At 43.3% G+C, this 11,938-nt stretch carries 14 protein-coding genes and 1 pseudogene; 5 read left to right on the top strand and 10 right to left on the bottom strand.

Annotation, left to right across the window (positions count from 1 at the left end; translation table 11 throughout):
* Positions 1 to 104: 104 nt before the first annotated feature.
* Positions 105 to 587 carry a GtrA family protein gene (locus tag DY78_RS09475; protein WP_024624293.1) on the bottom strand — a complete coding sequence of 161 codons (483 nt, stop codon included), beginning with the start codon at positions 585 to 587 and terminating at the stop codon, positions 105 to 107.
* 271 nt (positions 588 to 858) lie between these two features.
* Here DY78_RS09475 and DY78_RS09470 point away from each other — a divergent pair, with 271 nt between their 5' ends.
* Positions 859 to 1,470 (top strand): hypothetical protein, encoded by a 612-nt coding sequence (locus DY78_RS09470; protein ID WP_024624294.1) that lies wholly within the window; start codon positions 859 to 861, stop codon positions 1,468 to 1,470.
* A 45-nt stretch (positions 1,471 to 1,515) separates the two neighbouring features.
* On the opposite strand, the gene DY78_RS09465 is transcribed toward DY78_RS09470, so the two are convergent.
* The 3 genes from DY78_RS09465 to DY78_RS09455 form a co-directional block, all read right to left on the bottom strand.
* Positions 1,516 to 2,211 carry a CPBP family intramembrane glutamic endopeptidase gene (locus tag DY78_RS09465; RefSeq protein ID WP_024624295.1) on the bottom strand — a complete coding sequence of 232 codons (696 nt, stop codon included), beginning with the start codon at positions 2,209 to 2,211 and terminating at the stop codon, positions 1,516 to 1,518.
* Positions 2,212 to 2,853 carry a helix-turn-helix domain-containing protein gene (locus tag DY78_RS09460; RefSeq protein WP_024624296.1) on the bottom strand — a complete coding sequence of 214 codons (642 nt, stop codon included), beginning with the start codon at positions 2,851 to 2,853 and terminating at the stop codon, positions 2,212 to 2,214.
* Between the two features lie 134 nt (positions 2,854 to 2,987).
* A complete protein-coding gene (locus DY78_RS09455) occupies positions 2,988 to 3,482 on the bottom strand; it encodes a GNAT family N-acetyltransferase (protein WP_024624297.1) in 495 nt (164 codons plus the stop codon).
* 104 nt (positions 3,483 to 3,586) lie between these two features.
* Between DY78_RS09455 and DY78_RS09450 the strand changes: the two genes are divergently transcribed.
* Positions 3,587 to 4,456, top strand: coding sequence for a LysR family transcriptional regulator (locus DY78_RS09450; RefSeq protein ID WP_024624298.1), 870 nt, complete (start codon positions 3,587 to 3,589; stop codon positions 4,454 to 4,456).
* Here the strand turns inward: DY78_RS09450 and DY78_RS09445 are convergent.
* The 4 genes from DY78_RS09445 to DY78_RS09430 form a co-directional block, all read right to left on the bottom strand.
* A complete protein-coding gene (locus DY78_RS09445; RefSeq protein WP_024624299.1) occupies positions 4,449 to 4,919 on the bottom strand; it encodes a type II TA system antitoxin MqsA family protein in 471 nt (156 codons plus the stop codon). The two genes, DY78_RS09450 and DY78_RS09445, sit on opposite strands and share 8 nt — an antisense overlap.
* A 14-nt stretch (positions 4,920 to 4,933) precedes the next feature.
* Complete coding sequence (locus tag DY78_RS09440) at positions 4,934 to 5,221, bottom strand: type II toxin-antitoxin system MqsR family toxin (protein WP_024624300.1); 288 nt, start codon at positions 5,219 to 5,221, stop codon at positions 4,934 to 4,936.
* Positions 5,222 to 5,296: 75 nt separating this feature from the next.
* Complete coding sequence (locus tag DY78_RS09435; protein ID WP_024624301.1) at positions 5,297 to 5,806, bottom strand: hypothetical protein; 510 nt, start codon at positions 5,804 to 5,806, stop codon at positions 5,297 to 5,299.
* Between the two features lie 153 nt (positions 5,807 to 5,959).
* Positions 5,960 to 6,616 carry a metal-dependent transcriptional regulator gene (locus DY78_RS09430; protein ID WP_024624302.1) on the bottom strand — a complete coding sequence of 219 codons (657 nt, stop codon included), beginning with the start codon at positions 6,614 to 6,616 and terminating at the stop codon, positions 5,960 to 5,962.
* Positions 6,617 to 6,736: 120 nt separating this feature from the next.
* Here DY78_RS09430 and DY78_RS09425 point away from each other — a divergent pair, with 120 nt between their 5' ends.
* The 3 genes from DY78_RS09425 to DY78_RS09415 all read left to right on the top strand — a co-directional run bounded on the left by DY78_RS09425 (position 6,737) and on the right by DY78_RS09415 (position 9,232).
* A complete protein-coding gene (locus DY78_RS09425) occupies positions 6,737 to 8,329 on the top strand; it encodes an Nramp family divalent metal transporter (RefSeq protein WP_033614448.1) in 1,593 nt (530 codons plus the stop codon).
* Entirely contained in the window at positions 8,326 to 8,757 is a 432-nt protein-coding gene (locus tag DY78_RS09420) for a universal stress protein (RefSeq protein ID WP_024624304.1), read from the top strand. The genes DY78_RS09425 and DY78_RS09420 overlap by 4 nt, the downstream gene beginning before the upstream one ends.
* A gap of 199 nt (positions 8,758 to 8,956) precedes the next feature.
* Positions 8,957 to 9,232, top strand: a complete 276-nt coding sequence (locus tag DY78_RS09415) for a hypothetical protein (RefSeq protein WP_024624305.1) — start codon at positions 8,957 to 8,959, stop codon at positions 9,230 to 9,232.
* 87 nt (positions 9,233 to 9,319) lie between these two features.
* Here the strand turns inward: DY78_RS09415 and DY78_RS09410 are convergent.
* Both DY78_RS09410 and DY78_RS09405 read right to left on the bottom strand, forming a co-directional pair.
* Positions 9,320 to 10,827, bottom strand: a pseudogene (locus DY78_RS09410) (glycosyltransferase family 4 protein).
* A gap of 5 nt (positions 10,828 to 10,832) precedes the next feature.
* The coding region (locus DY78_RS09405) for a glycosyltransferase (RefSeq protein WP_056993519.1) at positions 10,833 to 11,938 on the bottom strand (1,106 nt) is incomplete at its 5' end.

Genomic DNA, 11,938 nt, shown 5'->3' with positions numbered 1-11,938 from the left:
AGCTTCAATTGTTATCAAACCTTATCTTTCGTTGTCACAGCTAATCGTGCCATCATTTTGGTCGCAAAAAAACCAGCCGCATAAGTGCAACTGGTTGACGGCTTTTATTGCCGAAAGACAAATATTTTTGATAAGAAGAAGTTACAAATGACCGCAATCAAATGACCAATAACTTTCATAATGACCCCTGGGAATCCGAGTAACGAGATTCCGAGCCATAAAATCGCACTTTCAATCAGTAACGTGACCACCCGCGTACTGTAAAACTTGCCCATTTCGCGGAATGGTTGGTCAGACTTGTGCTTAAAGACAATTAAGCGGTCGACCCAAAAGGCAACTTGCACACTCGTCACCCACGCCGCTAAGTTTGCGACTTGATATTCGATGTGTAAGATACGGTACAGGAGATAAAACGCACAAAAATTAACAACAACACTGATTAAGCCCCACAAAACATAGCGGACTGCTTGTCGACTTGTTTTGTCGGCCGCGTCAGTCACTTCGTTAGTATTGATACTGGCTTCCGTTGCCGCAACTGCGACAACTTCTTCCGGAGATTCTTGCGACGAATTGAGATTTTTCGCCATACTTGATCAACCTTTCTTCCAATGGCTGGCCGGTCAGACATCAACTTTATATAATAACTGTTCTAATCTTCCTTAATCAGTATACACAATATTTTAATGTAATTGCCAATATTTGAAATTCAATTCATCAATTTTTTATTTATGCAATAGAAATGCATAACCACTGCCACACCGGGCTAGCCACCATTCTGAACTGACAAGTATATTTATTAACGAAACAAACTAGACTGTGGTAAGCTGTTAAGCGGCCGTCCACAGGAGGAACTTGATTATGACCACAATCATTATTATCTTAATCTTATTACATTTTTTCCACGAACAATTCGAGTTCAGTAGCATTACGCGCCTCGGCTACTGGATCATTCCCATCTTCACCTGCTATGAATTCATTGAAACCTTCAAATGGTCCCCACTTAATGGTAGCTTGTTAATTGGTATTTTAGTTTTTGCGTCGTTCGTGAGTCGCTATCAAGCGCAACACACGCGGATTCGTTTAGAAGAAACGGCCACGACTTATTTTCGTAATGATCACAACAAAGAAGTCCCGATTTATCAAAAAGTCGTCACTGCCCAAGGTGGCCGCCATTATTTATACGGTTGGTTGATGGTCATCGGCATGCAACTGCTAATTGAAGCGGTCTACTTGCACGAAAATATTACCGCCCATAAAGTTTGGGAAGACTTTTTCGAAGAAGTGATGGCCGATGTCTTCAGCTTCTATCGCTTTACCATGGCCAGTGACCACACCAGTTGGATTATCTGGGCCTTAACCGCCGCTACGAGTTTAGGCTACACATTATGGTTAGCCCAACGCTCACCCGCCGCGCGCCGCACCTTATTTGGTCAAACTAAATTTAAACGCGTTGCCGATGAAGAACAGTAAAAAAATCGACTATTAGCTGAGAAAACTCAACTGATAGTCGATTTTTTAGAAGCCTAAAATGGCGATCATGATATTGGCTAACATGTGAATACTAATGTCCACGCGGATGTCACGGTTAGACGTCAAGTAGCTCACCGCTAAAACGACGCCGAATAAACTATAATACAAAAATGGCTCAAAACTATTATCACAATGTAAAAAACCAAACAGCATCCCATTAACGACCACCGCAACGACTTGATACACCCGTTGTTGGGCCAGGCGTGAACTTAAGCTGAGATTAAAGAACAATCCCCGAAATAGGAGTTCTTCACAGATTGGTCCGAACAAACAAGCATCAATTAACAACGCTATCGGATGTAGTTGCATCATTTTATCAAGGTCACGCGCATTTTCTGGTTCGGGAATACCGAAATTTTTCATCAATTGAACATGCACAAAACACACGCCTAAGATGACCACGACGCCAATAAGAATCGTCAATAGACGACGTTGATCAACTCGCGCCGTTAGCTTAGGTAAAGTTAACGCATGTCGCTTGGCGGTCCATTGATACGCCCACCACAAGACGGCAATTTCCAAGGCATATAACCCATAACCAATCGTTACCGTTACCACATTAAAGTGATTCATATAGACCATCACTGGTAGGGCACTGAAGCTACCAACGATTAATAAGAAAACGCAGATGCCGGCAAGTCGTAAACAAAAATGACCGCCACGCTTTGAAATTATTTTCATTTAGGCATCCCCACGAGTTATCATTATTTTAATGACGAGAAAAGCGCTATACGAGTATAACGTTAGGCCCGTAACAATCCCGAAATCATAACCCAACACATAGGCCGTCGAATAGCCTGGCAGGTGTAACACCGGGATGTTTTGCATAGTGACCGCATAGGCGACATTCAACGCAATGACAACCACGGCCAGCGCGATGCTCTCATAGCGTTTACGTGGCGTTGAAAACCACCCATTAAAAGATTGATAATGGGTCGTCAGCACTAAGGTGGCCGCAAAAATAATAAATGGTAACCACTCTATCAAAGGAAAATCGCTCCAGCCCATCATTCCTAAGAAATATGATAAAAACAACAGCAACGCCGTGGCATAAAAACTTAGCACCGTGATGCGCGCATCGCGTTGGCTAACGGCTGCTTGTTGTTGATAATGTTTCACCATACCAACATCCCCCTTTAATAACTCATCTAATGACACCTGATACGTATTACTAATTTGAATCAGTGTTTCAATGTCGGGATAGCTCCGTTCGTTTTCCCAACTTGAAACCGTCTGTCGTGATACATGTAATTTTTTGGCCACTTGAATTTGCGTCAGCTGTTGTTGCTGCCGTAGGGCCCGTAAATTTTTTGCGAAGTCCATTCCCCCACCACCCAAAACTATCGTACCGATTTACACGAGATTCGACAAGCTAATATTATGAGCATCCGCGCTATCATTGGATTTCAGGCCAATAAAAAACATCTGCAAAAATGATTTAACAGATGCTTTGGTGCTTAACGCGCAATTTTCAATTCATAAATCAAGGAGTCGCGGTCGGGAAACGGGTATTGAACCGCTAAATTTTTACGTTCGATTTGTTGAAAGCCATGCTTTTCGTAAAATGCATGCGACCGCTTTTCAGCCGCTGGCGTATCTAAAACAAGACGGGTCAAGTGAGTCTCGTTGTGAACATAAGCCAATAGCGTTTGTAGGAGTTGTTGCCCCAGTCGGTGAGGCTGACCACGAAATTCTGGATAAGTGAATAATTTCTTCAATACCCCGACTTGATCATTTAGCTTTAATAACCCGATGGAACCGACCACGCAGTCATTAGCGCGCGCAATCCAAAAGTCACCACCAGGATGTTGGTAATAGGTTACGATATCAAAAACATCTGCCTGCTCTGCCATTTTAATACCCAAATTGGCTTCGGTATTTTGACAATACATAATCAAATCGACTAACTCCGCGACGGTTTGTGGTTGATTTTTAAAACGTTCAATTTTCATCTTGTTTTCCCCTCTCAATGTAGTAAGGTTAACAAGATAATCAGCATTCGTAAAATTGATATTTTAACTAGCATCAATCGAATTATTCAATAAAGGAGTTCACTATGGATATTCGCCAACTAAAAACCTTTCGTACCATCGCCGATACCGGCAGTTTTACTAAAGCCGCCCAACTGCTCGGCTACACCCAATCCACTATTTCCAGTCAAATCAAACAACTAGAAAACACGTTAGGCGCGCCGGTCTTCATTTACGAGCATCGCCACCTCAACTTAACGATGACTGGGCAACGCTTATTACCATTGACCGAACATTTATTGCACGACTTCCAAGCCATTGAAGCCTTAACAACCACGACCAAGTTAACTGGCACCCTCCGTATTGCGGCACCTGAATCGCTCACCGTTTATCAATTAGCACCAGTTATTCGTAAATTTCGGCAACAGTACCCAGACGTCCAATTACAATTAACGAATGCGACTTGCCGCTTCAATCAACAAAAACTCATGGCAGGCGAAGCTGATATTGCTTTCATGCTATGGCCTCAACTGACCACGACAACTTTGATTGACCATGATTTAGGGGCCGTCGCCATGAGCTTAGTGACTAGCCCGGATAATGACGCTGATTTTGCCACCCTTGTCCGTCAAACCAAATTACCATTTATCATTAACGAACCTGATTGTAGTTACCGTAATCAATTCGAAAACTATTTATGGGAAGCATGCCAATTGCGGCCAACCATTATGGAATTGTGGAGTATCGCGGCCATCAAGCCGATGGTCAGCAGCAATCTTGGCTACAGTTATTTACCGACGATGAGTGTCCAAGCTGAGCTCACTAGCCAAACGCTACGAGCAGTGCCCGCACCACTTGATAACCAAATTCACGCCCATCTGCTGACCCGCAAAAGCCAAGCGCAACAGCCGCTAATTGCTGCTTTTACTACGATGGCACTAACCATGTTTAACTGACATCAATACTACGTGGGTGTTGGCTACGACTGCTCTGGGCCTTAGTTAACGCCAGCTCAATTTTTTGCATCGTCATCTTATTCAGTTGGTCATCTAGTGACAAATAAGTGCGTAAAATTTGCGCATCTTTCATTAAAGCCTTCAAAAGCTTATTATTCGCCTTAGACGGAAATGCCCCCGTCTCATATAAAGCGACGGTATTGGGACTCCAGCCGAGTAACTCAGCAAACTCGCGTTGATTTAATCCAATTTTGGCACGATAACTTTTAATTTCAATTGGTGATACGAGCCCTTGATCGTCGCGATACATTTGATTAGCCATTTCAACGGCATGATCATCTAATTGATTGTCATCCAACAGTCGGTCACTGCCACATTCAAAACGAGCGGGCGCCGTTACCTCATATTCATGGTCATGGATAATAAACGTATTCGTATAATCTTTAATGTATGTCGATGCCAATTTTAAGTCTCCTCTCAATTTGAAACATGAAAACTAATGAATTTTACACCAATGGTACTTTCAAATTTAAACTTCAAATAATAAATTTCACCAAACTCGGTCTTAAATATCCAAACATACCCATCTGGACAGTCACGATCAACTTCATGCTTAACAAAATCCGTAATGGCCAACTTCGAGACAATTAACTTAGCAAGTGCCGTAGTTACAGCCATCGACTTCGATGATCGTCTCTTAACAAGTACAAAACGATTCGCCCGTACTAACCGCTTTACTTCAATCAACGCATCCTGTTTGTTCACAAAGATATCCTCTGCTTCTCATCAATTTGGTACATGTATTATATCGTAAAGTAATCAGTTAAGATTACCCAGCTTTCAACCTAACATCTGATAAAGTTGCCAACACGCGCCACCAACCCACATCAAACTACCAAAACTAACGACGATTGCCACCGTCAACCACCGTTGCAAGGCTTTCAATTCGACTTCATTAATGCGCGGAACTAATCGTAAGTAGTGCCGCTGGACTAGTTTGATGGTTCGCCACGCGACCACGGTCAGGCCGCTATCACTCAACAACAAGCCCGCCAGTAAGAGCCACATCACCCACAATTGCCCGGTCGGCATTAATAACCCCCTCGCAATTGCAACTGAAATACTAACATTCACGGCGAGCGTTACCCAGTGTAACCACATCGTCCACCGCACTGATTGTAGTAACTGGTATAAATACGTCAAATCTTGGTCCGCATGCAGGTGTAAAAAATGGCCTAAATCTCGCACATGCTTGCCAATCACTAACCGATGACGGGCGCGCCACACCCCACTAGTTACTACGACCAAAATAATGGCCACGATTAACCAGTGCCACAAGACATTCAGCATCGCTGCTACCTCGTTATTCCTAAGATAGTCCCATGATAACGCACTAGTCCGGGGTTGCAATCATTTCCCCTTATAAAACTAATCAATTTCATAAGTTAGTTAATAAACTCGAAAAAACGACGCGCTGCTGAAATTAGTTGCGTCACACAAACATCAGTCCAAAACACGCGCGTAAACATAGCGTGCCACCGTTTCATCAATCATATATTCATGATTAGCCATATCAGCCAGTGTAATCACTGAAATTGGCTGCGCATGATCGACTACTTTGACTTGTTGTTGTAACTTCACCCCGTTATGTTGCAAATACTTAACGGTGCTAGCGGTTTCTAAATAACTGACGAGTTCAATCGTCTGACCAGTTGTTACTTGCGCTAACGGCTGAATATTCTCCTTAACAGTCTGGTCAAATTCTGGTAAATGTAATGCCCCACCAAATGGACTGAATTCAGGCTGGCCTAACTTTTGGTCCAATTGCATGATCAAATCTTGACTATCAATCGCCGCCATCAGCCAGGCTTGTTCAGGAATGAGTGCCATTGGTAAGTTAATCGAATTAGCGAGCCAGACTTCACATAAGCGGTAACGATACATCAAATCTTTAACAAGCCGATAACCACCGGCCGTTAACGTAATCTCATGATATTTTTGCCGCATAACTAAGCCATCTTTTTCTAAATTACTAACCGCTTCAGTGACGGACCCTGGTAACACGTCTAACAAGGTGGCAATTTGCTTGTTATTAGTACCATTCTGGGTATAACTTGCTTCGTAAATCGTTTTTAAATAATTGCTAACACTCTTTCGCATAAAATTAACGCCCCAAATTTATTTTTGTAGGTAGCCCTAAAAAGTATTTCCATTTTATATTATTTATTGTACAATAACAACTGCTCATATGATTTAACAAGACGAAAGGTGGAGTTACAATTGAGTGAAAAAAGCAGTACGCCAAACCGCAAGCATAAGTTAATCGAATATGCGAACGGTCCTTCTTTGGAGGAAATCAACGGAACGATCGAAGTTCCCAAGAACATGAGTTTCTGGAAAACCTTGTTCGCCTATTCTGGTCCAGGTGCCTTAGTTGCCGTTGGTTACATGGATCCCGGTAACTGGTCAACTTCAATCACCGGTGGTCAAAACTTCCAATACATGTTAATGTCTGTCATCTTGATTTCAAGTTTGATTGCGATGTTACTACAATACATGGCCGCTAAACTTGGTATCGTGAGTCAGATGGACTTGGCGCAAGCGATTCGAGCCCGGACGAGTAAGTCCTTGGGGATTGTTTTATGGATTTTAACTGAATTTGCCATCATGGCGACTGATATCGCTGAAGTTATCGGGGCGGCCATCGCGCTATACTTACTATTCGGCATTCCATTGATCATTGCCGTCTTCATTACCGTCTTTGACGTTTTAGTTTTGCTATTATTGACGAAAATTGGTTTCCGGAAAATCGAAGCCATCGTCGTATGTTTGATTTTAGTTATCTTATTCGTATTCGTTTATCAAGTTGCATTATCTAACCCTGATTGGGGCGGCGTCGTTAAAGGCTTAGTCCCAACAGCTGCGACCTTCTCAACCTCACATAGTGTGGCTGGGATGACCCCACTTTCAGGTTCCTTAGGGATTATTGGGGCGACGGTTATGCCGCATAACTTGTACTTGCATTCAGCTATTTCACAAACGCGTAAGATTGATCATAGCGATGAAGAAGATGTGGCCCGGACCGTTAAGTTTGCGGCTTGGGATTCCAACATCCAATTAACTTTTGCGTTCGTCGTTAACTCACTGTTACTTATTATGGGGGTCGCCGTTTTCAAGAGCGGTGCCGTTAAAGATCCTTCATTCTTCGGTTTATACGAAGCGTTATCCAATACGTCAATGTTGAGTAACGGTATCTTAATCAGTGTTGCTAAGTCTGGGGTCTTATCAGCGCTCTTCGCGATTGCCTTGTTAGCTTCTGGTCAAAACTCAACTATCACTGGGACTTTAACTGGTCAAGTTATCATGGAAGGTTTCGTTCACATGCGGATGCCTTTATGGTTACGGCGGTTAGTTACCCGTTTAATTTCCGTTATTCCCGTGTTGATTTGTGTCATGTTAACTAGTGGCAAGAGTGCCATTGATGAACATACCGCCCTGAATAATTTAATGAATAATTCCCAAGTCTTCTTAGCGTTCGCGTTACCATTCTCGATGTTGCCATTACTCATGATGACTGACAGCTCGGTCGAAATGGGTAATCGCTTCAAGAACTCACTTTGGGTCAAAGGTTTAGGTTGGTTGTCCGTTATTGGGTTGACCGTTTTGAACATGATTGGGTTACCCGATGCCATTGCCGGCTTCTTCGGTGACAATCCAACGGCCGCGCAAACGTCACTTTCAAACATCATTGCTTATGTCCTAATCGTCGCTATTTTAGCCTTATTAGCTTGGACTATCTTCGACTTATATCGTGGTAACAAGCGTTACGCAGCTAAGTTAGCTGAACACGCAAAGGCAGGTGCTAACGCATGAGTACAAAATTCAACCGCATCTTAGTCGGGGTCGATGACTCCGCCGATGCCCTCCTCGCATTTGATTATGCCATTCATCAAGCCATCCAAGACGACGCTGAATTAGTCATCGTTTCCGTCTTGGAAGACGATGAAATGAATGTTTACCAAGCCCTCAGTAAAGACTTCGTGCATGGTGAACGTCATGATTTGGAACAACATATTTTGAAATATCAAAAGCAAGCACAAGACGCTGGCGTTAAAAACGTTCACGCCATGATTGCTGAAGGTGAACCAGGCGAAACCATCGTTAAAGATGTGATTCCCCACGTTAAACCAGATTTATTAGTCATTGGTTCTTTAGCTAAAAAAGGGATTAAGCGCCGTTTCGGTAGCCAAGCTGCTTACATGGCGAAATACTCACCAATTGCCGTCATGGTAGTTCGTTAGGCAATTAATTGAGTCGTAACTAAATATTCACTACTAACGAAAACCTCGTTTTACTGACTTCAGGCATCAGTAAAACGAGGTTTTTTTAGGCTTTATTTATCAAAAACATCAGATTTTTAGGGACAGTAAACTTTGATTGCAAAGTCTGCCTAAATATTTATAATAATAGTTGGAGTCAAAGTAGAAAGGAGTGACCATTATGACCCCTAATGAAACTTTTAGCTTTTTAGAAAAGGCCCACATCCTACCCACGACTAAGTACGACTGGCGTCCATTTACCGCTACCGCAATTTATGTGGAAACGCCCGGTAATCGCTTCGTCTATCGGTTGGATTTAACGGCGCGCACCGTGACCGTTTTCAAAGCTGATCCGCGCAATGAACTATCAGAACATTTCACCCCGGACCACACGATTAACTTAACGCCTGCCCAAATGGCGTTACTTCAACAACCTGGTGAACCAGTGTTGCAATGACCATGACTGGGGTTCGAAACTAGTTAAAAAATGACGAATGATGGCAACTTTACGTTACAATCAATCGTCATTTTTTCGTATTTAAATTTAAGCTTCCATGGCGTGCATGAAGGTGGCCCATTGATCATAGACGGCATCGGCTGAATATCGATGCGCATTCTTGTAGGCATTGGTGCTGAATTCGGCGCACTTATCTTGGTCCTTCAACAACGTCAGCATATCATCCGCTAATTGTTGAACATTGCCATCAGTCGTTAACATCCCACTCACGTTATCTTGAATGATATCGCTAGGCCCATATTTAACGTCATTGGCAATCATTGGTAAGCCGTGTGCTTGGGCTTCGAGTAACATCAGTGAGAACCCTTCGGCCCGACTAGGTAACGTCCCAATTTGGGCCCGATTGTAAACCGCATTCACATCATTGGTATAGCCTTTAAAGTGCACCACATCTTCAAGATGTAGTTTTTTAACTTGAGCTTCCAATTTCTTTTGAATATCGCCGTTTGCATAACCCCAGAATTCAAGTTGAGCATCATTGAACTCATGGTGCACTTGGCGGAACGCTTCAATCGTTTGATCTGGTTGCTTTTCAGGTGCCAACCGCGCAACTTGCACGACCAGATGCTTCTGCCGCGATGCAAACGGCACTGGTTCAGCATTCAACGTCGCATCACTCACATACCAACCGGAATCGTAAAGGCTGGCACATCCGTCCCAAAGCGCGCTTGCACATCTTTAGTTTGTGATGGCGTCGCCGAAATCACGCCGTCCCACAAGTTCCAGTTGTTCAACGCATGGGCATAATTATTATTCAAGGTCGAATGCAACATGTCGCTGGCATCGCCGACGTGATTATTATGCAGATGTAAGACTTTCTTGGTTGGTGTTTCCATGTTAAATAACGCCCAGGCACATTCCACGGTCCGGTCACAAATATAGACGTTCTTTTCATCATTGCGATTCAACTCGTCATAGAAGAAGCGGGTTAAGTTGTTCATGCCGCTAAACGTCCACGAGGTACCGCGATAGTTCACGACCCGCCACGTCAACCGTTCTTTACCCACATGGTTCAAATAATGGAGCTTCTCAACGTGGATTAAGCCATCTGGACCAAAATATGCTTCTTGGGCAATCTTACCATCCCAATCAAACAATTGTTCCAGACACTTGAAGCCCCGCGTATCCCACCAAACCATCTTGATGGTCTTACCATTGATATCAAAATATTGAACGTTGCTAATCTCATCTTGATCATTACGTAAGTAAATAATCATGAGCAACTTACCGCGCTGCATCACTTGAATATGATTTTCTTTGCGCGTTTTAATGGCATCGGCTGGTACATCAAAATCACTTAACTTGAACGGTCGCCGTTCAACGTGTTGACTGCCACAAAAGTAATCGAACATATTAATCAAATCAGCATCATCGATGTGCGCATCGTCCAACACATCATGTAAGTTCATGGCAAACATCCGGGTCACGATTTTAGCCGCGACCCCATGTTGCTTGAATAAATTCAGCCGATTAATTTCGGCATGTTCAATCCCTGATTTAGAAAACTGCATATTGTCATTTAAAAAGTAATACATGCCTACTAGGCCTCCTTCATGTTTAATGCGCGTTGCCATTGATGCCAAACTTTCAAATGCGTTTGATTTTCGTGCATTTGCTTAAAGGCAGCTTCACTGACACTCGTCAATTGCGTGGCGTCACTGAGTAAGCTAATGACGCGGTCACTCATCGCCAATTGATTACCTTGGTCAATTAAAAAGCCATCAACACCATCGTTAATCATATCGGCCGGACCATAGTTGAAGCGGTAGCTAACCGCTGGAATACCATGACTCATCGCTTCTGGAATCGCCATTGGGCCGCCATCGGCTAAGGCTGTATTTAGTAAGATTTGATAATCATCGTAGCGCGCTTCCATATCGGCATGGTAGTCCATCAAGTGCACATTACCTTGTAACTTCAATTCTTCAATCAAACTCGTCAGCGTTTTAACATATTCAGGATCACCATAGCCATAAATATCTAATTGCACATCGGCTTTTTTCGCTTTAACTAAGGCTGCCACGCGAATTAACTGGTCAATTTGGCGATCAACCGCTAGCCGTCCGACATATAATAATTGTTTAGGCCGTTCGGTAATTGGCTTCAGCTCGCTCTGTGAAGTTGGTGCCGTAGTGACGGCGGGCATGGTCAGTACGTTAGCTTGTGGGAACCGCGCCTTGATATGCGCAGCTTGCGCGGCTGTCGAAGTAATGAAGCCGTCAAAACGCGCTACATTATCAAAGGCGGGTTGTAAAAATGCATCCAATTGCGCATGCAAAGGATCATTGATATCACGCGTATGATAAATCGGGACGAGGACATATTTATGCGCTGGCGCATCAAGATGCAACAATGGTTGCACCCCCGTGCCGGGACGGTCACTAACGAAGGTCGCTTCCCCGTTACCTAAACGACTCAATTCATGAATAAAGAAGCCAAATAAAGCATCCGTATTTTGGAAGAATCGTTCTGCCACATTGTCATAGTTTTTCAAAATGATCCGTGAGGCCAATGGATTTCCATTCGTATCAGGAACGAAATATTGTTCCATGACCGTCTCGCCAGCTAAATTATAATAACGTTCCAAAACTAACTTGGTAGATTGCAAATTTAATCCGAATTTTTGGACAAATTGTTCAGCATAAC

It is taken from the genome of Lactiplantibacillus fabifermentans DSM 21115, assembly GCF_000498955.2.
GTDB lineage: Bacteria > Bacillota > Bacilli > Lactobacillales > Lactobacillaceae > Lactiplantibacillus > Lactiplantibacillus fabifermentans.
This window is presented reverse-complemented; position numbering and strand designations above follow the sequence as displayed.

Bases quoted from the DNA above. Each gene is read 5' to 3' on its own strand.
- DY78_RS09450 (WP_024624298.1), top strand. From the start codon at position 3,587: ATGGATATTCGCCAACTAAAAACCTTTCGTACCATCGCCGATACCGGC.
- DY78_RS09460 (WP_024624296.1), bottom strand. From the start codon at position 2,853: ATGGACTTCGCAAAAAATTTACGGGCCCTACGGCAGCAACAACAGCTG.
- DY78_RS09430 (WP_024624302.1), bottom strand. From the start codon at position 6,616: ATGCGAAAGAGTGTTAGCAATTATTTAAAAACGATTTACGAAGCAAGT.
- DY78_RS09435 (WP_024624301.1), bottom strand. From the start codon at position 5,806: ATGCTGAATGTCTTGTGGCACTGGTTAATCGTGGCCATTATTTTGGTC.
- DY78_RS09470 (WP_024624294.1), top strand. From the start codon at position 859: ATGACCACAATCATTATTATCTTAATCTTATTACATTTTTTCCACGAA.
- DY78_RS09415 (WP_024624305.1), top strand. From the start codon at position 8,957: ATGACCCCTAATGAAACTTTTAGCTTTTTAGAAAAGGCCCACATCCTA.
- DY78_RS09420 (WP_024624304.1), top strand. From the start codon at position 8,326: ATGAGTACAAAATTCAACCGCATCTTAGTCGGGGTCGATGACTCCGCC.
- DY78_RS09465 (WP_024624295.1), bottom strand. From the start codon at position 2,211: ATGAAAATAATTTCAAAGCGTGGCGGTCATTTTTGTTTACGACTTGCC.
- DY78_RS09475 (WP_024624293.1), bottom strand. From the start codon at position 587: ATGGCGAAAAATCTCAATTCGTCGCAAGAATCTCCGGAAGAAGTTGTC.
- DY78_RS09455 (WP_024624297.1), bottom strand. From the start codon at position 3,482: ATGAAAATTGAACGTTTTAAAAATCAACCACAAACCGTCGCGGAGTTA.